Genomic DNA, 23,168 nt, shown 5'->3' with positions numbered 1-23,168 from the left:
GTCAGGCTCCTTCGGCGGTGCGGGCGGAACGGGAGTCGCGGTGCTCGGTGAGCAGGGCGACGAAGCGGTCGAACAGGCCGAGCGAGTCGCGCGGACCGGCGGTGGCCTCGGGGTGGAACTGGACGGAGAAGGCCGGGCGGTCCAGCAGGCGCAGCCCCTCCACGACGTCGTCGTTGAGCGACCAGTGGGAGACCTCCACGCGGCCGTAGCGGGACTCGGGGGCCTCGACGGCCTCGCCGCGCGGGGCGTCCACGGCGAAGCCGTGGTTCTGGGAGGTGATCTCGACGCGGCCGGTCTCCTTGACCATGACCGGCTGGTTCGGGCCGCGGTGGCCGAACGGCAGCTTGTAGGTGCCGAAGCCCAGGGCGCGGCCGAAGATCTGGTTGCCGAAGCAGATGCCGAAGAACGGCAGGCCGGCATCCAGGACCTCGCGGAGTGTCTGAACCTGGCGGTCCGCGGTGGCCGGGTCACCCGGACCGTTCGAGAGGAACACCCCGTCCGGGTCCACGGCCTGGATGGCCGCGAAGTCGGCGGTGGCCGGCAGCACGTGCACCTCGACGCCCCGGGCGGCGAGGTGGCGCGGCGTGGCCGCCTTCATGCCCAGGTCAAGGGCCGCGATGCGGGCGACCGGCTCGCCGGCCCAGCCGTGCTCGGCCGGGGACACGACGTAGGCCTCGGCGGCGGAGACGGTCTCGGCGAGGGACTGGCCCTTCATGGACGGCTGGGAGCGGACCTGTTCCAGCAGCTCGGCGACCGGGCGCTCGGCCTGCTCGCCGGAGAACACGCCGGCCTTCATGGAGCCCTCGGTCCGGAGGGTGCGCGTGATCGCGCGGGTGTCCACGTCCTGGATGCCGACGATGCCCTGGGTCTCCAGCTCCTCGTCGAGGGAGCGCTCGGAGCGCCAGTTCGAGGGGCGACGGGCGGCGTCGCGGACGACGTAGCCGGCGACCCAGATCGCGCGGGATTCCCTGTCCTGCGCATTGACGCCGGTGTTGCCGATGTGCGGTGCGGTCTGCACCACGATCTGGCCGGCGTAGGACGGGTCGGTCAGGGTCTCCTGGTAACCGGTCATGCCGGTGGTGAACACGGCCTCTCCCAGGGTGGCGCCGCGGGCGCCGTAGGCGCGGCCGCGATGGACTGTGCCGTCCTCGAGCACGAGCAGCGCGGGGTCGGTGGTGGGGCTCATCGGGCGTCCTCCTGTGCGGCACCGGTGGTGGCGGTGCGGTCGATGATGGTCTGCAGGGCGTCCAGCAGGGCGTGGCGGTCCTGCGGGTCGCGGGGTCGGAAGGCTGTGGTGACCTCGGTGCCCCCGAGGTCCCAGGTGAAGGCGACCAGTCCGTCCGGTTCGACGAACTTGCCGACCATGCCGCCGGTGGTGCCGCACTCGCGGAGCGCGGCGGCGGGCACGAACACGTTCTCCACCCGCGGGCGGAGCACCACAGCGCCGGCGTGCTCTCCGAGGGTGTGCACCTCCAGGCGCGCCTCGGAGCGGATGCCGAGGTCATGGGCGGCGACGCGGTCGAGGCGGTCCTGACCCAGCACCGTGCCCACGTACATGCCCTGGGAGCCGGCGGCGGGCTCGACCTCGTAGAGTGCGGCGGGCACGGCTTCCGGAGCGGCGATGCCCGACTGGCGGCGCTTGCGTGCGGTCCACCCCCACAGGAGCAGTCCGACCAGGACGACGATGACCCCGAGGGTCCAGGCGATGATCGAGACGTAGTGCTCGGAGTAGTCCTTGAGCGGGGAGGCCGGCGGCACGGGGCGCACGCCCGAGGCCAGCAGCACGGCCTGGCCGGCCGTGAGGGTCGTCGGGCTCACCGGGCCTCCTCCACCGGGGCGTGGCGGAACGGCTCCGCGAGGACGCCGTCGGCCACCACGCGGCGGCCGCGGTAGAAGGTGTGCACCGTGCGGCCGGGCAGTTCGCGGCCCTCGTAGGGGCTGTTGCGGGACTTGGTGGTGTGCGTGGCGGGGTCCACGACGCAGCGCACGGCCGGGTCCCAGAGGAGCAGGTTGGCCACGGAGCCGACGACCGGGGTGCCGTCCTCCTCCACGTTGCCCTGGTCCTCCAGGCCGGCGATGCGCGCCGGGGTCGCGGACATGACGCGGGCGACGCCGGCCCAGTCCATCAGGCCGGTCTCCACCATGGCCTCCTGCACCACGGGCAGGGCGGTCTCGAGCCCGGTCATGCCCATGGCCGCCACGGTCCACTCGCACTGCTTCGTCTCGGCGGTGTGCGGGGCGTGGTCGGTGCCCACGGTGTCGATGGTCCCGTCCGCCAGCGCGGCCCGCAGGGCGTGCACGTCCTCGTCACGGCGCAGCGGCGGGTTGACCTTGAACACCGGGTTGTAGGAACGGACGAGCTCCTCGGTGAGCAGCAGGTGGTGCGGGGTGACCTCGGCGGTGACGTCGATGCCGCGCTCCTTGGCCCAGCGGATGATCTCCACGGAGCCGGCCGTGGACACATGGCAGATGTGCAGACGAGACTCCACATGCTGGGCGAGCAGCACGTCACGGGCGATGATCGCCTCCTCGGCGACGGCGGGCCAGCCGGCCAGGCCGAGGACGCCGGAGAGCTCGGACTCGTTCATCTGGGCACCGGCGGTGAGCGTCGGCTCCTGGGCGTGCTGTGCCACGAAGCCGCCGAAGGCCTTCACGTACTCGAGCGCGCGGCGCATCAGCACGGCGTCGTGCACGCACATGCCGTCGTCGGAGAACATGCGCACCTTCGCCTGGGAGTCGGCCATGGCACCGAGGTCGGCCAGGGACTGGCCGGCGAGCCCGACCGTGACGGCGCCGACCGGGTGCACGTCGCACCAGCCGGAGGCGCGGCCGAGGCGCCAGACCTGTTCCACCACGCCGGCGGTGTCCGCGGTCGGGGTGGAGTTCGCCATGGCGTGGACGGAGGTGAAGCCGCCCATGGCGGCGGCGCGGGTGCCGGTCTCCACGGTCTCTGCGTCCTCCTTGCCGGGCTGGCGCAGGTGGGTGTGCAGGTCGACCAGGCCCGGCAGCAGGACCAGGCCGGCGCAGTCGATCGTCTCGACGTCCCGGGACTGGTCGGCGGCGCAGGAGTCCACGGCGGCCACGCGGCCGTCGGCGACGAGCACATCGGCGCTCCCGCCGTTCGGGAGGGTGGCGCCGCGCAGCAGGACGGGGGCGTCGGTGGTGGTGGCGGTCATGCTCAGGCCTCCGGGTCGTTGTTCAGGACGAGGTGCAGGACGGCCATGCGGATGGAGACGCCGTTGGCCACCTGCTCGAGGACGGTGTTGTGCGGCGAGTCCGCGGCGGCGTCGCAGATCTCCAGGCCCCGGTTCATCGGGCCGGGGTGCATCACCACGGGCTGCTGCAGCACCTGTCCGCCGCGGGAGTCCAGCAGGGCGAAGCGCTCTGCCGTCAGACCCCAGGAGCGGGTGTACTCCCCTGCGGACGGGAAGAAGGCACCGCCCATGCGCTCGGCCTGGACGCGCAGCATCATGACGGCGTCCGGCCGCTCGGCGAGGGCCTCGTCGAGGGAGTAGGTGACACGGCAGGGCCAGCTGCCCACGCCCACCGGAAGCAGGGTCGGCGGGGCGGCGACCACCACGTCCGCGCCGAGGGTGTGCAGCAGCCAGACGTTGGAGCGGGCGACGCGGGAGTGGAGGATGTCCCCCACGATCACCACGCGCATGCCGGTCAGGTCCGTGCCGGTGGAGTCCACCCCGCGCGAGCCGGCGAGGCGGCGGCGCAGGGTGAAGGCGTCCAGGAGGGCCTGGGTCGGATGGGCGTGGGTGCCGTCGCCGGCGTTGACCACGGCGGCGTCCACCCAGCCGGACTCGGCGAGCTGCTGGGCGGCGCCGGAGGACCAGTGGCGCATGACGATCGCGTCCGCGCCGATCGCGGCCAGGGTCTGCACGGTGTCCTTCAGGGACTCGCCCTTGGACACCGAGGAGCCCTTCGCGGAGAAGTTGATGACGTCCGCGGAGAGGCGTTTGGCGGCGGCCTCGAAGGAGATGCGGGTGCGGGTGGAGTCCTCGAGGAAGAGGTTCACCACGGTGCGGCCGCGCAGGGACGGAAGCTTCTTGACCTCGCGCTCGTTGACGGCCGCCATCTCCTCGGCGGTGTCCAGGATGGCCAGGGCGTCCTCATAGCCGAGGTCCACGGTGGAGAGCAGGTGGCGCACGGCTCAGGCCTCCTTCTCGGCGTCGGTGATGACCACGGCGTCCTCGACGTCCGTCCCATCCGTCTCGGACAGGACCACGTGGACGCGCTCGGCGGTGGAGGTCGGGAGGTTCTTGCCCACGAAGTCGGCGCGGATGGGCAGCTCGCGGTGGCCGCGGTCCACGAGGGTGGCCAGGCGCACGGCCGCGGGACGGCCCAGGTCGGCGACGGCGTCCAGGGCGGCACGGACGGTACGGCCGGAGAACAGCACGTCGTCGACGAGCACGACGACGGCGCCGTCCAGGCCGCGGTCGGGGACCCGGGTCGGTGCAGGGGTGCGGGACGTGGAGCGGCGCAGGTCGTCGCGGTAGAGGGTCACGTCGAGCTGGCCGACGGAGGCGGCGGCGTCGAAGGACGGGTCGATGCGGGCGACGATCTCGCCGAGGCGCTGCGCCAGCGGCACGCCACGGCTGGGGATGCCCAACAGGATCAGGTCCTGGGCGCCGCGGTTGGACTCCAGGATCTCGTGGGCGATGCGCGTGAGCACGCGCTGGATGTCCGCTCCGGACAGCACGGTCCGGGCGGCTCGGGCTCGGTCAGAGCGAGGTGCGGTGGGATCTGCTCCCATGCCGGCGCCTCCTTCCCCGCCTCACGGGACGGACGTTAAAGGATGCGATCGTGCCCGGTCTGCCGGGCGTGCGGGCCGCTCGGCCCACAGGCCGTAGCGCGCGGTTCCCACCCTACCAACACCGAGGGCCCGCAGACCTGCTCTGTGACAGGCTCCGGACCCTCGGGCGTGTGGGGTGCGTCTCAGGCGAGCAGGGTCGGCTTGACCTGCTGGAGCCGGCCGAGGAGGCCGTTGACGAACTCCGGGGACTCGTCGGTGGACAGCTGCTGGGCGAGGGTGACGGCCTCGGCGACGGCGACGCCGTCCGGGACCTCGTCGTTGAACAGCAGTTCCCATGCCCCGACGCGCAGGATCACGCGGTCGACGGCGGGCATGCGGTCCAGGGACCAGCCGCGCGAGTAGGAGGTCAGGGCCTCGTCGAGGCGCTCCTGCTCGGTGATCACGCCGTCGATCACCTGCTGGGCGTACGCGTTGACGCGCAGGTCGGTGTGGTCGACGCGGGCACGGATGCCCTCGTCCGGGGTCGTGCCGCGCTGCTCCGCCTCGAAGAGGATCTCGACGGCGCGCAGGCGGGACCGGCTGCGCGCCGTCCCGCCGCGCCTGGCGGAGGAGGCGGACTCAGTCATTGACGCGGCCCAGGTAGTCGCCGGTGCGGGTGTCGACCTTGATCTTGGTGCCCTGCTCCACGAACAGCGGGACCTGGACCTCGGCGCCGGTCTCCACGGTGGCGGGCTTGGTGCCGGCGTTGGAGCGGTCGCCCTGCAGGCCCGGCTCGGTGTAGGTGATCTCCAGGACCACGGAGGCCGGCATCTCGAGGTACAGCGGGCTGCCCTCGTTCATGGCGATGGTGACCTTGGCGTTCTCGAGGAGGTACTTGGCGGCGTCGCCCACGACGGCCTCGGAGACCGGGATCTGGTCGTAGGTCTTCACGTCCATGAAGACGTAGTCCTCGCCGTCCTGGTACAGGTACTCGTAGTCCGAGCGGTCCACGGTGGCGAGCTCGACCTTGGCGCCGGCGTTGAACGTCTTGTCCACGGTCTTGCCGGTGGTGATGTTCTTCAGCTTGGTGCGCACGAACGCGCCGCCCTTGCCCGGCTTGACGTGCTGGAACTCGATGACGTTCCAGAGCTGGCCCTCGAGCTTGAGGACGGCGCCGTTCTTGATGTCGCTGGTGCTTGCCACGTTCTCTCTCCCACGGTCGTGACGCGCGGCGGTGAGCGCACGCGCGAGTGGATACGGTTTCTTGTCGGATGTGCGCCCGCCAGTCTACGGCAGGCCCGGGATCACTCGGCGATCTCCTGGTAGGCCGCGAACAGCAGCGAGGCGTCCGGGACATCCACGGTGGACGGCTGGCCGATGCCGTCCAGCAGGACGAAGCGCAGCCGGTCTCCGCGGTTCTTCTTGTCGCGCTGGATGCCCTCGAGGAGGGTCTGCCAGCGGTCGCCGCGGTAGGACACCGGCAGGCCGAGGGACTGGAGCACGGACCAGTGGCGGTCCGCGGTCGCGTCGTCGATGCGGCCCAGGGAGCGGGCGAGCTCGGCGGCGAAGACCAGGCCCACGGACACGGCGGCCCCGTGGCGCCACTGATAGCGCTCGGCCAGCTCGATGGCGTGTGCCAGGGTGTGGCCGTAGTTGAGGGCCTCGCGGCGGCCGGTCTCCTTGAGGTCGTCGGTGACGATCTGGGCCTTGACGGCGATCGCACGCTCGATGAGCTCCCGCAGGACGGCGGAGTGGGGGTTCTGCGCCTTCTCCGGGTCGGCCTCGATGAGCTCGAGGATGGTCGGGTCTGCGATGAAGCCGCACTTGACCACCTCGGCGAGGCCGGAGATCAGCTCGTTGGCCGGCAGGGTCAGCAGGGTGTCCAGGTCCGCGAGCACGCCGGCCGGCGGGTGGAAGGAGCCCACGAGGTTCTTGCCCTCGGCCGTGTTGATGCCGGTCTTGCCTCCCACGGCGGCGTCGACCATGCCGAGCAGGGTGGTCGGCATGTGCACCACGCGCACACCGCGCAGCCAGGTGGCGGCCACGAAGCCGGCCAGGTCGGAGACGGCTCCGCCGCCCACGGAGACGATCGCGTCCGAGCGGGTGAAGTTGTTCTGGCCCAGGACCGTCCAGCAGAAGCCTGCGACCTGGAGGTGCTTGCCCTCCTCGGCGTCCGGGATCTCTGCGGTGAGGGCGGTGAGGCCCGCGGCCTCGAGGTCGTTCTTGACCACGTCGCCGGTGGCGCGCAGGGCGCGGGGGTGGATGATCAGCACCCGCTGGACGTGGGGGCCCAGCATGGCGGGCAGGCGGCCGAGCAGGCCGCGGCCGACGACCACGTCGTAGCCTCCGCGGGCAGCGGCTGCGGCGCCTCCGGAGACGGGGATGACCGTGGCCTCGCCGGTCCCCGGGTCGGGGGCGCCCACCGGGTCGGTCGGGTCGGCGGAGACCGCGTCGGCGCGGGTCTGCTCGTGCTCCTGGGGGCGTTCGGTCATCGGCGTCGGTCACTCCTTGTTTCGGCGGCGGACCGACTCCACGATACGCCAGGCGACGTCCTGGGAGCTCAGGCCCGTGGTGTCGATGGTCACGTCCGCGACCTCGCGGTAGAGGTGGTCGCGCTCGTTGCGCAGCCGCTCCCAGTTCCCCTGGGGGTCGCCCTTGAGCGCCGGACGGCCATGGCCGCCGCGCACCCTGCGCAGGGCGTCGGACGGGGCCACGTCCAGGTGGACCACGTGGTCGTCCGACTCCTTCAGGCGCCGCCGGGTGGCGGCGCTGAGCACCGCGCCCCCGCCGCAGGAGAGCACGAACGGACGGTGGCGGCTGAGCAGGTGCTCCATGACCTGCTCCTCGGCACGGCGGAAGGCGGGTTCGCCGTGCTCGACGAAGAACTCCGGGATGGGCCCGTGCGCCTGGGTGAAGACGGCGTCCGCGTCCAGGTGCGCACACCCCACGAGCCGCGCCAGCTCCCGGCCGACGGTGGACTTGCCGCATCCCATGGGGCCGACCAGCACGATCCGCCGCCGCAGCCGCCAGCGCCAGAGCCAGGCCGAGGGCACGCGGAGCCGCTCGAGCTCGCGTTCGACGGCCTGCACCGTCCGGCGCCAGGCCTGGCCGCCGGGGGTGGTCGGGCTCACGGCAGCGGGTCCCCCATGGGGGTGTGGGACGCCTCGCCGGTCGGCTCCGGCAGCGGGGTGAGCGAGGCGGTGAAGGCCTCGAGGTTCCGCCTGGTCTCCGGCAGCGAGTCGCCGCCGAACTTCTCCATCACGGCGTCGGCCAGGACAAGGGCCACCATGGCCTCGGCGACGATGCCCGCGGCGGGCACGGCGGCCACGTCGGAGCGCTGGTGGTGGGCGGTGGTGTCCTCCCCGGTGGCCACGTCCACGGTGCCCAGGGCGCGCGGGACGGTGGCGATCGGCTTCATGGCGGCGCGCACGCGCAGCACCTCGCCGGTGGACATGCCGGCCTCGATGCCCCCGGCACGGTCGGTGGCGCGGCGGGGCCGGCCGTCCGCGCCGCGGACGATGGCGTCGTGGGCGTCGCTGCCGCGCCGGGCAGCCGTGTCGAAGCCGTCGCCGACCTCCACGCCCTTGATGGCCTGGATCCCCATGAGGGCACCGGCCAGACGCGCGTCGAGGCGGCGGTCCCAGTGCACGTGGGAGCCGAGGCCGATGGGGGCACCGTAGGCGAGCACCTCGACCACGCCGCCGAGGGTCTCGCCCTCCTTGCGGGCCGCGTCGACCTCGGCGACCATCGCTGCGGAGGTCTCCGGGTCGGTGCAGCGCACCGGATCCTCGTCCAGACGGGCTTCGTCCTCGGGGAGCGGGACGTCGGCGTCGGCCGGCAGGCTCACTCCACCGAAGGCGACAGTGTGGGACACGATCCGCACCCCGAGCTCGGCGAGCAGGCTCCGGGCGGCGGTGCCGAGGGCGACGCGGGCGGCGGTCTCGCGGGCGGAGGCGCGCTCGAGCAGCGGACGGGCCTCGTCGAAGCCGTACTTCTGCATGCCGGTGAGGTCGGCGTGGCCGGGCCGCGGGCGGGTGAGCTTCGCAGCGCGGGCGAGGCCCTCCAGGTCGGACTCGTCCACCGGGTCGGCGGACATGACCTTCTCCCACTTGGGCCACTCGGTGTTGCCCACCTGGATCGCGACCGGGGAGCCGAGGGTGAGGCCGTGGCGGACGCCGCCGAGCAGCGTCACCTCGTCCTGCTCGAACGTCATGCGTGCGCCGCGCCCATAGCCGAGGCGTCGCCGCGCGAGGGCGTCCTGGACGTCCTTCGTGGTCAGGGGGACGCCTGCGGGCAGCCCTTCGATGATTCCGGTCAGGGCGGGTCCATGCGATTCACCCGCGGTCAGCCAACGCACCATGCCCGGCAGTCTCTCACGCCTGCTCCACGACGACGGCCCCTCGCCCCGCGCATGTCCACTCTCCGAACTTGCCGGTCCAGGATGTGGTCCCCTCTGGGCCGGGGGCCGTCACCAGGACCGGGGCCGTCGCCAGGGCCGACTCCGACTCCCGGTTCGGCACGCCTGGAGCAGTGGCACGCCCGGATCAGTGGCGCGGTGGCAGGCCGACGGCCCGTGCCATCACGTCCGTCACCTCGGCCCAGTCTGCCCGTTCCACGCGTTCGCGCAGGGCAGCCTCGGCTCCCTGGGCCACCGCTGCCGCGGCGAACAGGCGCACCTGCTCGACTGCCTGGTAGAGCAGCATCTCCACGCCGGACACCACCGCGCCTCCGGCGTCCTGCCAGGCGCCGGCGATCGCCGAGGGCCACGGGTCGTAGGCCGCGTCCAGCAGGGGCGGCAGCCCGGCGTCGCCGCGGACCGTCCCGTCCGCCGCTGCCGGGACATGACCGTCACGATGGGCCGAGGCCAGCTGCTCGGCGAGGGGGTCGGCGGCCCTCGGCGGCAGCGTGCACACCACGGCGGCCAGGCCCGGCGCGGCCGCGGCCAGCTCGTCCAGGCCGCGCACCTGTGCCTGCATCCCGCACTCCCGCGCCAGCGCCACCAGCGGCGCGGCACGCTCGGCGCTGCGGACGAACAGGTCGATCCGGCCAGCCTTCAGCACGGAGGCGGCCAGCACAGCGGCCGAGGCCGTGCCGCCGTTGCCGACGACGCCGACCGTCTCTGCGCCGGTCAGCGGGCGCAGGCCGGCGAAGCGCAGGGCGCCCACGATCCCCTCGACGTCCGTGTTGTGGGCCCAGGGCCCCACCTCGTCGGCCTGGTGCGCGGCTCCGTTCCCGCTCCCCCTGTCGGTATCGCCGAGGCCGTGGTGCCCGTGCTCCGGATGCCCCCACACCAGCGTGTTCGCAGCGCCGAGCAGCTGCACGCGCGCCGACCGGCTCGTCGCGGCGGCGGCCGCGGCCTGCTTGTGCGGCATAGTCACGGACAGGCCGACGTACCCGTCACGGCAGGCGGCCAGGAAGCCGTCAAGCTCCTCGGGCGCCAGGTCCTGCCGCCCGTAGTCGATCGGCAGGCCCAGGTGGGCATAGGCGGCACGGTGCAGCTGTGGGGACAGCGAGTGGTCGATCGGCCTGCCGATCACGACGGCGTGGCGATGCATGGCGTCCTCTCCCCCAAGCGCCTGCGGTCCTGTCCCCGTCGGTCGGAGGCGGGCCGGGGCGCGTCGGGCGGGTCAGCAGATGTCCGGGTTCTCGCGGCAGTAGGCCCGGTACTCGTCCTGGTACTTCTGGTGTTCGGCGTAGGTCTTGGCGAACTTGGTCTCGCCCGTGGAGATGTCCACGGTGACCCAGTAGTAGTAGTCGTTCTCCTTCGGCTTCGCCGCCGCGTCGATGGCCTTCAGGGACGGGGCGCCGATCGGGCCCGGGGGCAGGCCCTTGTACACGTAGGTGTTGTACTCGTTGGACTTGTCGCGGCGCTCGGCGGAGGAGAACTGCAGGCGCCGCTCGCCCAGGCCGTAGATGACGGTCGCGTCGATCTGCAGCAGACCGTCGGTCTCGCGGTTGTCCGGCTTCAGACGGTTCTCGATGATGCCGGCCACCATGGGGTAGTCGTCCGGGAGCGCCTCGGCCTCCACGATCGAGGCGATCGTGACGGTGCGGAACTGCTCGTCCGGGTCCGTGACCCCCATCTTCTCCAGCTCCGCGAAGGTCGGGTCAATCAGCGCGCGGACCATGTCCTCGGCGGAGTCCTTCAGCGGCAGGCGGTACTCGCCCGAGGCCAGGTAGCCCTCGACCGTCGTCGCCTGTTCGGGCAGCCCGTACTTCTGGGGGTCGGAGACGGCCTCGGCGAACTCGGCGCGGTCGTGGGGCGTCGCGGCAGCCAGGGAGTCGAGGACCTCCTGCAGGCGCTCGCCCCGGTTGACCGCCACGTAAGCGACGGCCCCGCGGCCGGCGCCCTGGAGCGACTCCACCGCGTCCTCGGCGGTCATCTGCTCCTGCATGTCGTACTCGCCCGGCTGGATGTGCTTGCCCGGGGACATCTCGGCGGCTTGTCTGAACGCCTCGGCCGAGGCCACGATCCCGGCCTCCTCGAGGCGCCGGCCGATGAGGATCGCGCCTTCGCCGTCGTTGACGGTGAAGGTGACCGTGTCCCCGCTGGTGCGCGGGTGGTCTGCGGCGTCGCCGGGCAGCAGGCCGCCGATGACACGGGAGAGGATCGAGCCGATCAGCAGGACCAGCACGCCGATGACGATGATGCCTCGGATCCGGCGGCGACGGCGGAGGCGTCGTCGTTCGGCGGCCACGGGGTCCTCTTCCGTTTCACCCTGCGCGTCCTCGCGGTCGTCCTGGGCGCCGAGCAGGGACCAGCCGGCGTCGTCCGGGTCCACCTCGCGCGGCTCCTCGCCGGGGGCATACAGCTCCTCGTCACGACGACGGCCCGCACCTGAGGTGCGCCGGTCGCCGGAGCCGGCGGCAGGGGCGCCGTCGGAGTCGTCCGTCGGCCCGGGCGAGACGCCCTGCCCGGCAGGGCGGCCGTCGTCGGGAGGGCCGGAGGCGCCGGCGGACGCGGCAGGGTCCTGACCGGCCTGACCGGCGGCATGGTCTTCCGGCGGCGACGCGGGACCGTCCGGGTGCACGGGGGCGGCCTCCGTGCTGCGAGCCGGCTCACCCGGCAGGCGAAAGGTGTCGACCAGGTCGTCGTCCGGGACGCTCGACGGCAGGCTCTCGAACGGACCCTGATGCGGGTCGGCCTCCGGGGGCGTCTCGTCTCCGGGGCGGGTCACTGGGTCTCCTTCCGGATGACGTCGTCGACGGGGTCGCCGGCCCACGCGCCGGTCCGACGCTGCGTGTCCACGGCAGCCTGCAGGATGGCCACGGCCGCGGCCTGGTCGATCACCTCACGGCTGTCCTTGACGGAGCGCCCCGAGGCCTGCAGCCCGCGCTGCGCCGTCACTGTGGACATGCGCTCGTCCACGAGGCGGACGACGGCGCCCGAGCCGGCCTCGGCCAAGGCCTCGGCGAGCCGGGACGCGTAGGCCACGGCGTCCTCGGTGGACGGGGTCCACTGCCCCTGCAGGTTCAGCGGCAGACCGACGTAGACGGCCACCGCCTCCGCCTCGAGGGCCTCCTGCACGGCCAGCCGCACGTCCGAGCCCTTCTTCGCGTCGCGCCGCAGGGTGCGCAGCGGGGTGGCGATCAGCCCGTCCGGGTCCGCGGAGGCCAGGCCGACGCGGGCGCGCCCGACGTCGACGCCGAGGGTGCGCCCGCGGCGCACGGCGTCGGTGCCGATGTCCGGCTGCTGCTCGGTCATCACGCGGAGCGGACCGCCTCGGCCACGGCCCGCAGGGCCTCGTCCACCTTGGCGGCGTCCTGACCGCCGCCCTGGGCGACGTCGTCCTTGCCGCCGCCTCCGCCGCCGAGCACGCCGGTGGCGACCTTGACCATGGCACCGGCCTTCAGGCCCGCCGCGCGGGCGGCCTCGTTGGTGGCGGCCACGATGAGCGGACGCCCCTTGGCCTCGGCGGTCATGGCGACGAGCACCGGGGTGCCCGCGGCGTTGCCGGCGGCGGACTCCAGTCGCGTGCGCAGGTCCAGCACGAGCGAGCGCAGCTGGCCGCCGTCCACGGCACCGGCGTGGTGGGCGAGCACCCTGACGGCAGTGCCGCCGGCGGTGGTCACCTCCTGCGCCTCGGCCACGAGCCGGCCGGCCTCGGCCTGCAGCTGCGCGGCCTTGAGCTCGGCGATCTGCCGCTCGGCGGCCTTGAGCTTCTCCATGGTCGCGCCGATGCGGTCCTTGAGCTGGTCGGCCGGAGCCTTGAACATCTCGGACAGGTCCGAGACGAGGGTGCGCTCGGCGGCCAGGTGTCGGAACGCGTCCAGGCCCACGAGGGCCTCCACGCGGCGGTTGCCCGAGCCCACGGACTGCTCGCCGAGCAGGGTCAGGGCGCCGATCTCCGCGGTGCGGTTCACATGGGTGCCGCCGCAGAGCTCACGGGAGAAGTCGCCGTTGATCTCGACCACGCGGACGCGGTCGCCGTACTTCTCGCCGAACAGGGACAGGGCGCCCATGGCCTTGGCCTCGTCCAGGGACATCTCCTTGGTCAGGACGGTGTGGTTGTCCCGGATGGCGACATTGGCGAGGTCCTCGATCTCCGAGCGGGCCATCGGGGAGACGGCCTCGGACCAGCGGAAGTCGAAGCGCAGGTACCCCTCCTTGTTGAAGGAGCCGGACTGCGTGGCCTCCCTGCCGAGGATCTCGTGCAGGGCGGCGTGCACGATGTGCGTGCCGGTGTGCGCCTTCTCGGCGTCCAGGCGGCGCTGCACGTCGATGGATCCGAGGGCGGCGGCCCCGGCGGAGACCTCGCCCTGCCTGACGCGGACGCGATGCACGGACAGGCCCTTCACCGGGGCCTGGACGTCCAGGACGTCCAGCTCGAAGCCGTCGCCGGTGATGACGCCGCGGTCCGCGGCCTGGCCGCCGGCCTCCGCGTAGAACGGGGTGGCGTCGAGCACCAGGTCCAGCTCCTGGCCGGCGGAGGCGGACTGCACGGAGGCGCCGTCCGCGATCAGGCCGCGGATGACAGACTCGGTGGCGAACTCGGTGTACCCGGTAAAGTGCGTCTGCCCCTGGCCGCGCAGCTGCTGGTACACCTCGGTGTCCGCATGGCCGGACTTCTTGGACTTGGCGTCCGCACGGGCGCGGTCGCGCTGCTGTTGCATGAGCGCCCGGAAGCCGGCCTCGTCCACCTCGACGCCGGCCTCAGCGGCCATCTCGAGGGTCAGCTCGATCGGGAAGCCGTAGGTGTCGTGCAGTTCGAAGGCGTCCCTGCCGGCCAGACCGTGCCCCTCGGACTTCGCGGTGGAGACCGCGGCGTCCAGGCGCGCAGTGCCGGCGGCGATGGTGCGGGAGAAGGTCTTCTCCTCGTTGAACGCCACGCGGCGGATGCGGTCCCACTGCTCGGCGACCACCGGGTAGGTGCCGGCCATCGCGTCACGGGAGACGGGCAGCAGCTCCGGCAGCACCGGGTCCGTCACCCCCATCAGGCGCATGGCGCGGATGACGCGGCGGATCAGCCGGCGCAGCACGTAGCCGCGGCCCTCGTTGCCCGGGGTGACACCGTCCGAGATGAGCATCAGCGAGGAGCGCACGTGGTCGGCGATCATGCGCAGGCGCACGTCGTCGTCGTAGTGCGGGTCCTTCGGGTCCTCGGTGGAGGTGTACTCCACGCCGGCCAGCTCGGCGGCGCGGTCCAGGACCGGGCGCACCTGGTCCGTCTCGTACATGTTCTCCACGCCCTGCAGGAGCATGGCGAGGCGCTCGAGGCCGAGGCCGGTGTCGATGTTCTTGTGCTGCAGCTCGCCGGCGATGTCGAAGTCGTCCTTGGAGCGGACCTCGGAGAGGCGGTACTGCATGAACACGAGGTTCCAGATCTCCAGGTAGCGGGTGTCGTCCGCCGCCGGGCCTCCCTCGACGCCGTACTCGGGACCGCGGTCGAAGTAGATCTCGGAGCACGGGCCGCCCGGGCCGGGCTGGCCGGTGTTCCAGTAGTTGTCCTCCTCGCCCATGCGCTGGATGCGCTCGGCCGGCAGCCCCACCACGTCCTGCCAGATCTGCGCGGCCTCGTCGTCGTCGTTGTAGACGGTCACCCACAGACGGTCCGGGTCCAGGCCGTAGCCGCCCTCCTCCTGCGGGGTGGTGAGCAGCTCCCAGGCCATCGGGATGGCCTTCTCCTTGAAGTAGTCGCCGAAGGAGAAGTTGCCGCACATCTGGAAGAAGGTCCCGTGGCGGACGGTCTTGCCGACCTCCTCGATGTCCGCGGTGCGGATGCACTTCTGGACGGACACGGCGCGCTCGTACGGCGGCGTCTGCTCGCCCAGGAAATAGGGGATGAAGGGCACCATGCCGGCCACCGTGAACAGCAGGGACGGGTCCGGGGACACCAGGGAGGAGGACGGGACCACGGTGTGGCCCTTCTTCTCGAAGAAGTCCAGCCAGCGCTGGGCGATGTCCTGGGTCTTCATGCGGTGTGCTCCTCGGAGGTGGTCTGCGGGGTCGTGGTGGTCTCGTGCCCGGTCGCGGCGCCCTGCGCGGCGGCGGATCCGGCGGCGCCCTGCCCGGGGGCGCCGGTGCCCGCCGCGGACGGGGCGTCCACGGTCTCGCCGCTGATGGTCTGGCGGCCCTGGGTGCCGAGGCGGTCGGAGACGGTCCTCCAGGCGGGGACCTCCTCGCGCAGCTGGGCGGCGAAGCCACGGGCGCCCTCGGCGAGCAGGGTGGCGGTGGCGGCCCCGGCATTGCGGCCGAGAGTGGACGGATGGAGGGTGGTGCGCAGCGTCTCCTCGGCCTTGACGGCCGCGGCGTCGCGGCCCCTGCCCAGGGCCATGTGGCCGATCCAGCCTGCGGCGGCACCGGCGCCGAGCATCAGCACCTGCTTGATCATCGCTGCCCACCTTCTGCCCCGCTGCGCGGGCGCTCGTCGATCTGGGACACGGTCCTGGACGACTTTACCGCCGGTCAGCGGCAGAACGCCGCAGAATCCCCGGGCCTGGCCCCGAGATTCCGCACACAGCGGACGGGCCCGGACACGCCGGAGGCCCGGCCCCTCGACGAGGGGCCGGGCCTGCCGGAGACGCGTGACGTCGTCGTGAAGCCGCCGAGGCGGCCTGACGGGGACGGGATCAGCGCGCGTAGTACTCAACCACAAGCTGCTCCTCGCAGGTCACCGGGACCTCGGAGCGCTTGGGGCGGCGGGACAGGGTGGCGCGCAGCTTGTCGATCTCCACCGTCAGGTAGCCCGGGGTGGCCGGCAGGACCTGCTGGTGGGCGCCGGCGGCGGCGACCTGGAAGGGCTCGAACTTGGCGGAGCGCTCGTGCACCTCGATGACCTGGCCCTCCTTCACACGGAAGGACGGGATGTCGACGCGCTTGCCGTTCACGGTGATGTGGCGGTGCACGACGAACTGGCGGGCCTGCTGGATGGTGCGGGCGAAGCCGGCGCGCAGCACCAGGGCGTCCAGGCGCATCTCGAGCAGCTCGACCAGGTTCTCACCGGTCAGGCCCTCGGTGCGCTTGGCCTCCTCGAAGTAGCGACGCATCTGGGCCTCGCGGATGTTGTACTGGGCGCGCAGGCGCTGCTTCTCCTTCAGGCGCACCGCGTAGTCGGAGTCCGCCCGGCGACGGGCGCGGCCGTGCTGACCGGGGCCGTACGGACGACGCTCCATGTACTTCTCGGCCTTCGGGGTCAGGGCGATGCCCAGGGCGCGGGAGTGCCGCACGGTGCGGCGGGTGCGCAGGTTGCCACTCATGGGTGGTCCTCACTTTCCTTGACGTGCGATGCCGTTCGGGTTTGTCTCCGCGCCGCCGTCAAGCGCCCGGGCACGGCGTGGCCGTGCGGGGTCGAGAACGGTGCGGAACCTGGCCTCCGGTCGATCCGTCGGAGGGCTGAGGGGCGCATCGCGGGCCCGTCGTCACCACGGCGCCGCGCTCCCCCACGCAGCCGTGCCGGGCACACAGGTGCCCGTTCTCAGCGGGGTGAGGGGGATCGTCCGGGACGCGACGCCTGCCAGACGGTGGACCACTCTACCAGGTGTCTCAGCCGGCGCCGCGGAGGATGCGGCGCAGCGCGGCCACCTGCTCGGCCAGGCGCTTCTCGTGGCCGATCGGCTTGGGGACGTAGTAGTCCTTCCCCACGAGCGGGTCCGGGGCGTACTGCTGGCGGGCGACGGCGTGTGGCTCGTCGTGCGAGTACACGTAGCCCTTGCCGTGGCCGAGGGCGGCGGCGCCCGGATAGTGGGCGTCGCGCAGGTGCGGCGGGACCTGGCCGGTGCCGCCGGCGCGCACGTCCGCGATGGCGGCGTTCACCGCGTTGTAGCTGGCGTTGGACTTCGGCGCGGTCGCCAGGTGGGTGACGGCCTGGCCGAGGACGATCCTCCCCTCCGGCATGCCGATCAGCTGCACGGCCTGCGCGGCGGCCACCGCGGTCTGCAGCGCGGTGGGGTCGGCCATGCCCACGTCCTCGGAGGCGGAGATGATCAGGCGCCGGGCGATGAACCGCGGGTCCTCCCCCGCCTCCAGCATCCGGGCGAGGTAGTGCATGGCGGCGTCCACGTCCGAGCCGCGGATGGACTTGATGAACGCGGAGATGACGTCGTAGTGCTGGTCTCCGTCCTTGTCGTAGCGCTGGACGGCGCGGTCCATGGCCTGTGCGGCGTCGGCCTCGGTGACGGTGATGCCCTCCTCGTCCTCGTCGAGGCCTTCCTGCTCCACGCGGTCCAGGGCGACGCCGGCGGCGGCCTCCAGGACGGTCAGGGAACGGCGGGCGTCGCCGCCGGCCATGCGCACGAGGTAGTCCCGGGCCGCCTCGGAGAGGACCACGGCGCCGTTCAGGCCGCGCTCGTCCTCCACCGCCCGGGCGAGCAGCCCCTCGATGTGCGCGTCCTGCAGCGGACGCAGGGTGAGCAGCAGGGAGCGGGACAGCAGCGGGGCGATCACCGAGAAGCTCGGGTTCTCCGTGGTGGCCGCCACGAGCACCACCCAGCGGTTCTCCACGCCCGGCAGCAGCGCGTCCTGCTGAGCCTTGGTGAAGCGGTGGATCTCGTCCAGGAACAGCACGGTGGTGCGCCCGTAGAGGTCGCGCTCCTCGCGGGCGCGGTCCATCACCTGGCGGACGTCCTTCACACCGGCGGAGATGGCGGACAGCTCCACGAACCTCCGGCCCTCGCCGCGGGCGATCACGTGCGCGATGGTCGTCTTGCCGATGCCCGGCGGCCCGTACAGGATGATCGAGCTGGGCCCCGCAGCACCCGTGTAGCCCTCGCCCGAGGCGGCGGCGAGCTTGCGCAGCGGGGAACCGGGGCGGAGCAGGTGGTCCTGGCCGAGGATCTCCTCCACCGACCTCGGACGCATGCGCACCGCCAGCGGCGCGGCCGAGGAGCGCACGGACGCCTCGGCCTGGCGGGACACGCCCGAGGCCCGGCGGTCGCCGGAGGGAGAGGCGCCGTCGTCGGGGTTCTGGGCGGAGGTGAAGAGGTCGTTCATGGCCCCACCAGCCTAGGGCTTCGGCCGGACACGGTGGACGGGCGGGGCGCGGTGCACACCGGCAGTCCGTGCAGGCGCCCGCATCCGCCGCCGCACTGCACCCGCGCAGGGGCGGGGACGATCCTGCGCGACGGGGCCCCTGGCAGCGGCGGAGATGCCCGTTCCGGCCCGCCGTCGTGCTGACGGCCGCCGTCCCGACGACGGCCGTTCCGCTCCCCGCGCCGGCCGCGTCACACAGCGCTCACCCTGGGTTCACCCGGGACATGTCAGGTGGACGGGTCCCCCGCCGATGCCCGGGCGCTGCGCTGCGCCCGACGGCCGAACCGACGAAGGAAGTCTCCCCGCCCATGCGCACCCTGCACCGCACCGTCGCCGCCGCGGCCGCGACCGCCCTGACCGCCACGGCCCTGTCCGCCGCGGTCCTCGCCCCCGCCACCACCGCCGCCCCGGCCCCGCACTCGGCCGCCGCGCAGAAGGGCCACCACGCGGGCAACCACGGCAAGGGCCACGGCCAGAAGGCCAACCCCTCCGGCAAGACCGTGGAGCTGTCCCCGGCCGGCACCCACGAGACCGGCGTGTTCGACACCTCGGCCGCCGAGATCCCGGCCTTCGACGCCTCGACCGACCGCCTCTTCGTGGTCAACGCGGAGAACGGCGCCGTGGACGTGCTGGACGTGGACAGCGCCGCCGCCCCGACCTACTCCTCCACCCTCGAGATGGCCGGCGTGGCCGCCGCGGACGGTTCGGTGATCCCGGCCGGCTCCACCGTGAACTCGGTGGCCGTGCACGGCGGCATCATGGCCGTCTCGGTCGAGGCCCCGGAGAAGACCGACCTCGGCTGGGTCGCCTTCTTCCAGACCTCCACCCTGGCCCCGCTCGGCGCCGTCCGCGTGGGCGCCCTCCCGGACTCCGTGGCCTTCTCCGGCGGCTACGCCGTGGTGGCCAACGAGGGCGAGCCGGCCGACGACTTCTCCGTGGACCCGGAGGGCTCGATCTCCGTGATCACCGTCCCGAAGAGCGTGAAGCAGTTCTCCCGCCTTTCCCAGGACTCGGTGCGCACCGTGGACTTCCGCGCCTTCGACGAGGGCACCGAGCTGCCGGAGGGCGTCCGCGTGTTCGGCCCGGACGTGCAGACCCCGGCCGGCCAGCCGGACGCCGGGTACATCGCCCGCAACCTCGAGCCGGAGTACGTCACCATCGACCCGACCGGCCGCACCGCCTACGTCTCCGTGCAGGAGGCCAACGCGGTGGCAGCCGTGGACCTGAAGTCGGCCTCCCTGAAGGACCTCTGGGCCCTGCAGCTCACCGACTGGTCCACCGAGGGGAAGTTCGACGCCTCCAACCGGGACTCCGGCATCGAGCTGCGTCACTGGCCGGTGCTCGGGGTCCCCATGCCGGACGGCATCGACGTCTACCGCCACCGCGGCCAGGACCTGATCCTCACCGCCAACGAGGGAGACTCCCGCGAGTGGGGCGACTACGTGGACACCGAGCGCGTGAAGGACCTGACCCTCTGCGAGGCCGAGTACCCGAATGCCGCCGAACTGCAGAAGAACGAGAACCTCGGCCGCCTCAACGTGCTCACCGACCTCGGCTGGGACGCCGAGCGCGAGTGCATCGCCCAGCTGCACACCCTGGGCGGCCGCGGCTTCTCCGTCTACACCGCGGACGGGGAGCGCCTCTTCGACTCCGCCGGCCTGGTGGAGCAGACCATCGCGGACCTGATCGCCGCCGGCGAGCTGCCGGTCGAGGCGTTCAACGCCAACAACGACGAGACCCCGTCCTTCGACAGCCGCTCCGACGACAAGGGTCCGGAGCCGGAGTCCGTGGTGGTCGGCAAGGTCCAGGGCCGCACCTACGCCTTCCTGGGACTGGAGCGCATCGGCGGCGTGATGGTCTTCGACATCACCGACCCGACCGCCGCGACCTTCGTGGACTACGTCAACGAGCGCAACTGGGACGCAGAGGAGGGCGACGAGGCGAACTACGGCGACATGGGCGCCGAGGGCCTCGAGTTCGTCCCCGCCTCCGAGTCCCCGTCCGGTGTGGCCCTGCTGATCGTGGCCAACGAGGTCTCCGGCTCCACCACCGTCTACGAGGTGAATCCCACCCGGAAGTGAGCCGGCCGCGGACGTCGGCTGTGTGCCACGGGTCGGAATCGACGTCCTGACGGGCCGGATTCCGACGCACCGCACACAGACGGTCGGTCATAGCACGGCCGCGCCGCACCCATCCCGACGACGGAGCGCACCTGACGCTGTCAGGTGCGCTCCGTCGGCGTGCATTCTTCTGGGGGGACGTGCCGGAGACGGGGCGTGCGTCCTCTGGGGGACGCGCCGGAGACGGGGCGTGCGTCTAATGCGAGGCTCGCCGGGTGACGGGGCTCGCCGAGGGCGGGGCGTGCGTCCTCTGGGGGACGTGCCGGAGACGGGGCGTGCGAGCATGGTGCCCATGCGAGCCGTATGCCAGAGAGCCGATTCCGCGTCCGTGACCGTCGCCGGAGAGGAGGTGGGACGGTTCGAGGGCGAGGGCCTGGTGGTCCTGCTGGGCGTGAGCGTGGAGGACACCGAGGCCGAGGCCGTGCAGGTCGCGCAGAAGGTGGCCGGGCTGCGGATGCTCGAGGACGAACGGTCCCTGCTCAGCGCCGAAGCCCCGGCGCTGGTGATCAGCCAGTTCACCCTCTACGGGGACGTGCGCAGGGGCCGCCGACCGTCCTGGACCCGCTCGGCCAAGGGCGACCGGGCGCAGCCGCTCTACGAGCGGTTCATGGCCGAGCTCGAGTCCGCCGGCGTGCGCGTGGAGCGCGGCGTGTTCGGCGCCCAGATGGAGGTGACGCTGACCAACTCCGGCCCGTTCACGCTGATCGTGGACTCGGACGAGCTCACGAGCCCGCGCCGGGGCTGAAGGAACAGCCGCGGACGTGGACAACCCCGACCGTGAACGGTCGTGGCCGCCCTCAGGACGATTCCTCGTCTGAGACCGGCCACGTCCACGCAGGGTCCCCCACGGGCCCCGCTCAGCCGCCAGGCCCGGTCAGGCGTCAGGCCCGCTCAGCCGTCAGGCCCGGTCCGGGATCAGGGCTTCGCCTCGCCCTTCGCCTCGCCCTTCGCGGCCTCCTTCTGCTCGGCGGCGGCCCTCTTGTCCTCCGGCTTGGCGTCCACGCCGGCCTCCTTGCGCTGCTGCGCGGTGATCGGGGCCGGGGCCGCGGTCAGCGGGTCGTATCCGCCGCCGGTCTTCGGGAACGCGATGACCTCGCGGATCGAGTCGGTGCCGGCCAGCAGGGCCACCACCCGGTCCCAGCCGAACGCGATGCCACCGTGCGGCGGGGCGCCGAACTTGAAGCCCTCGAGCAGGAAGCCGAACTTCTCCTCCGCGTCCTCCTGGGACAGCCCCATGACCTCGAAGACACGCTTCTGCACGTCCTGGTCGTGGATGCGGATGGAGCCGCCGCCGATCTCGTTGCCGTTGCAGACGATGTCGTAGGCGTACGCCAGGGCGGAGCCCGGGTCGGTGTCGAAGGTGTCCATGAACTCGGGCTTCGGCGAGGTGAACGCGTGGTGCACGGCGGTCCACGCGCCGGAGCCGACGGCCACGTCGCCGGAGGCCTCCGCCTCCGCCGCAGGCTCGAACATCGGGGCGTCCACGACCCACACGAAGGACCAGTCGGCCTCGTGCACCGGAACCTCCGGGCCGGCGTCCTTGAACAGGCCGCAGCGACGGCCGATCTCCACACGGGCGGCGCCGAGCAGCGCGCGGGACTCCTTCGGCTTGCCGGCCGCGAAGAAGATGCAGTCGCCCGGGTTCGCGCCGGTGGCGGCGGCCAGGCCGGCCTTCTCCTCCTCGGTGATGTTCTTGGAGACCGGGCCGGTGAGGGTGCCGTCCTCCTGGATGAGCACGTAGGCCAGGCCCTTGGCGCCGCGCTGCTTGGCCCACTCCTGCCAGGCGTCCAGGGTGCGGCGCGCCTGGGAGGCGCCGCCGGGCATCACGACGGCGCCGACGTACTCGTTCTGGAACACGCGGAAGGGGGTGTCCTTGAAGTACTCGGTCAGGTCGGTCAGCTCGAGGCCGAAGCGCAGATCCGGCTTGTCCGAGCCGTACTTGGTCATGGCCTCGTCGTAGGTCATCCGGCGGATCGGCAGGTCGACGTCCACGCCGACCTTCGCCCACAGCGCCTGCACGATCTTCTCGCCCAGGGTGATGATGTCGTCCTGCTCCACGAAGGAGGCCTCGATGTCCAGCTGGGTGAACTCCGGCTGACGGTCCGCGCGGAAGTCCTCGTCGCGGTAGCAGCGGGCCAGCTGGTAGTACTTCTCGATGCCGCCCACCTGCAGCAGCTGCTTGAACAGCTGCGGGGACTGCGGCAGGGCGTACCAGGAGCCCGGGGCCAGGCGGGCCGGGACCAGGAAGTCGCGGGCGCCCTCCGGGGTGGAGCGGGTGAGGGTCGGGGTCTCGACCTCGAGGAACCCCTCGGAGTGCAGCAGCTCGCGGGCGATGCGGTTGGCCTCGGAGCGCAGGGCCATGATCTTGGCCGGCTGCGGACGGCGCAGGTCCAGGTAGCGGTGGCGCAGGCGGGTCTCCTCGCCGACCTCCACGTGCTCGTCCACCTGGAACGGGAGGGCGGCGGCACGGTTGAGGACCGTCAGCTCGTCCACGATCAGCTCGATCTCGCCGGAGGGCAGGTTCGGGTTCTCGTTGCCCTCGGGGCGACGCTCGACGACGCCGGTGACCTTCAGGACCCACTCGTTGCGCAGCGGGTCGAAGTCCGCCTCATCGCGGACGACGATCTGGGCGAAGCCGGAGCGGTCGCGCAGGTCCACGAAGGCCACGCCGCCGTGGTCCCGGCGGCGGGCCACCCAGCCGGTGACGGTGACGGTCTGGCCGATGAGCGAGGCATTCAGCTCGCCGAGGGTGTGGGTGCGAAGCACGGGTTCCTCCTCGTCCGGGGTCGCCGGACGTCGTCGCGGGTTCATGGGGGTGCCACACCGCTGTGGTAGTCAT

20 protein-coding genes are annotated in these 23,168 nt (G+C 72.6%); 2 read left to right on the top strand and 18 right to left on the bottom strand.

Going from position 1 to position 23,168, the window contains the following annotated elements:
- Nucleotide 1: 1 nt before the first annotated feature.
- The 17 genes from carA to MLY01S_RS03785 all read right to left on the bottom strand — a co-directional run bounded on the left by carA (nt 2) and on the right by MLY01S_RS03785 (nt 18,170).
- Nucleotides 2–1,186, bottom strand: a complete 1,185-nt coding sequence (carA, locus tag MLY01S_RS03865; protein ID WP_067189474.1) for a glutamine-hydrolyzing carbamoyl-phosphate synthase small subunit — start codon at nt 1,184–1,186, stop codon at nt 2–4.
- Nucleotides 1,183–1,818 (bottom strand): PH-like domain-containing protein, encoded by a 636-nt coding sequence (locus tag MLY01S_RS03860; RefSeq protein WP_245232110.1) that lies wholly within the window; start codon nt 1,816–1,818, stop codon nt 1,183–1,185. Before MLY01S_RS03860 ends, carA begins: the two co-directional genes overlap by 4 nt.
- Complete coding sequence (locus tag MLY01S_RS03855; protein ID WP_067189472.1) at nt 1,815–3,176, bottom strand: dihydroorotase; 1,362 nt, start codon at nt 3,174–3,176, stop codon at nt 1,815–1,817. Before MLY01S_RS03855 ends, MLY01S_RS03860 begins: the two co-directional genes overlap by 4 nt.
- A gap of 2 nt (nt 3,177–3,178) precedes the next feature.
- Complete coding sequence (locus MLY01S_RS03850; protein ID WP_067189470.1) at nt 3,179–4,156, bottom strand: aspartate carbamoyltransferase catalytic subunit; 978 nt, start codon at nt 4,154–4,156, stop codon at nt 3,179–3,181.
- A gap of 3 nt (nt 4,157–4,159) precedes the next feature.
- Entirely contained in the window at nt 4,160–4,762 is a 603-nt protein-coding gene (pyrR, locus tag MLY01S_RS03845; protein WP_067189468.1) for a bifunctional pyr operon transcriptional regulator/uracil phosphoribosyltransferase PyrR, read from the bottom strand.
- Between the two features lie 182 nt (nt 4,763–4,944).
- A complete protein-coding gene (gene nusB / locus MLY01S_RS03840; protein ID WP_067189466.1) occupies nt 4,945–5,388 on the bottom strand; it encodes a transcription antitermination factor NusB in 444 nt (147 codons plus the stop codon).
- On the bottom strand, nt 5,381–5,944 hold the full coding sequence (efp, locus tag MLY01S_RS03835) for an elongation factor P (protein ID WP_067189464.1): 564 nt from the start codon (nt 5,942–5,944) through the stop codon (nt 5,381–5,383). Before efp ends, nusB begins: the two co-directional genes overlap by 8 nt.
- A 101-nt stretch (nt 5,945–6,045) precedes the next feature.
- A complete protein-coding gene (gene aroB, locus MLY01S_RS03830) occupies nt 6,046–7,233 on the bottom strand; it encodes a 3-dehydroquinate synthase (RefSeq protein ID WP_082739643.1) in 1,188 nt (395 codons plus the stop codon).
- A gap of 9 nt (nt 7,234–7,242) precedes the next feature.
- Nucleotides 7,243–7,872 carry a shikimate kinase gene (locus MLY01S_RS03825; RefSeq protein ID WP_245232109.1) on the bottom strand — a complete coding sequence of 210 codons (630 nt, stop codon included), beginning with the start codon at nt 7,870–7,872 and terminating at the stop codon, nt 7,243–7,245.
- Nucleotides 7,869–9,101: a chorismate synthase gene (aroC, locus tag MLY01S_RS03820; RefSeq protein WP_067189463.1), complete on the bottom strand. Its 1,233-nt coding sequence runs from the start codon at nt 9,099–9,101 to the stop codon at nt 7,869–7,871. Before aroC ends, MLY01S_RS03825 begins: the two co-directional genes overlap by 4 nt.
- Before the next feature lie 184 nt (nt 9,102–9,285).
- Nucleotides 9,286–10,296 carry a shikimate dehydrogenase family protein gene (locus MLY01S_RS03815; protein WP_067189461.1) on the bottom strand — a complete coding sequence of 337 codons (1,011 nt, stop codon included), beginning with the start codon at nt 10,294–10,296 and terminating at the stop codon, nt 9,286–9,288.
- Between the two features lie 72 nt (nt 10,297–10,368).
- Nucleotides 10,369–11,919: an endolytic transglycosylase MltG gene (mltG, locus tag MLY01S_RS03810; protein ID WP_067189459.1), complete on the bottom strand. Its 1,551-nt coding sequence runs from the start codon at nt 11,917–11,919 to the stop codon at nt 10,369–10,371.
- Nucleotides 11,916–12,446, bottom strand: coding sequence for a Holliday junction resolvase RuvX (gene ruvX, locus MLY01S_RS03805; protein WP_087133372.1), 531 nt, complete (start codon nt 12,444–12,446; stop codon nt 11,916–11,918). Before ruvX ends, mltG begins: the two co-directional genes overlap by 4 nt.
- Complete coding sequence (gene alaS, locus MLY01S_RS03800; protein ID WP_067189458.1) at nt 12,446–15,157, bottom strand: alanine--tRNA ligase; 2,712 nt, start codon at nt 15,155–15,157, stop codon at nt 12,446–12,448. The genes ruvX and alaS overlap by 1 nt, the downstream gene beginning before the upstream one ends.
- Nucleotides 15,154–15,573, bottom strand: a complete 420-nt coding sequence (locus tag MLY01S_RS03795) for a hypothetical protein (protein ID WP_067189456.1) — start codon at nt 15,571–15,573, stop codon at nt 15,154–15,156. Before MLY01S_RS03795 ends, alaS begins: the two co-directional genes overlap by 4 nt.
- Nucleotides 15,574–15,811: 238 nt before the next feature.
- Entirely contained in the window at nt 15,812–16,438 is a 627-nt protein-coding gene (gene rpsD, locus MLY01S_RS03790) for a 30S ribosomal protein S4 (RefSeq protein WP_067189454.1), read from the bottom strand.
- Between the two features lie 286 nt (nt 16,439–16,724).
- The gene (locus MLY01S_RS03785) at nt 16,725–18,170 is read right to left on the bottom strand and encodes a replication-associated recombination protein A (RefSeq protein ID WP_082739639.1); all 1,446 of its coding nucleotides are present in this window, start codon (nt 18,168–18,170) and stop codon (nt 16,725–16,727) included.
- Nucleotides 18,171–18,517: 347 nt separating this feature from the next.
- Between MLY01S_RS03785 and MLY01S_RS03780 the strand changes: the two genes are divergently transcribed.
- Together MLY01S_RS03780 and dtd are read left to right on the top strand one after the other, a co-directional pair.
- Nucleotides 18,518–20,290, top strand: coding sequence for a choice-of-anchor I family protein (locus tag MLY01S_RS03780; RefSeq protein ID WP_067189452.1), 1,773 nt, complete (start codon nt 18,518–18,520; stop codon nt 20,288–20,290).
- Nucleotides 20,291–20,621: 331 nt separating this feature from the next.
- Nucleotides 20,622–21,074, top strand: coding sequence for a D-aminoacyl-tRNA deacylase (dtd, locus tag MLY01S_RS03775; protein ID WP_067189496.1), 453 nt, complete (start codon nt 20,622–20,624; stop codon nt 21,072–21,074).
- Between the two features lie 170 nt (nt 21,075–21,244).
- Here the strand turns inward: dtd and aspS are convergent, their stop codons facing one another.
- Complete coding sequence (gene aspS, locus MLY01S_RS03770) at nt 21,245–23,095, bottom strand: aspartate--tRNA ligase (protein WP_067189450.1); 1,851 nt, start codon at nt 23,093–23,095, stop codon at nt 21,245–21,247.
- Nucleotides 23,096–23,168 lie beyond the last annotated feature (73 nt).

It is taken from the genome of Micrococcus lylae NBRC 15355, from assembly GCF_001570885.1.
GTDB classification, from domain to species: Bacteria; Actinomycetota; Actinomycetes; order Actinomycetales; family Micrococcaceae; genus Micrococcus; species Micrococcus lylae.
This window is presented reverse-complemented; position numbering and strand designations above follow the sequence as displayed.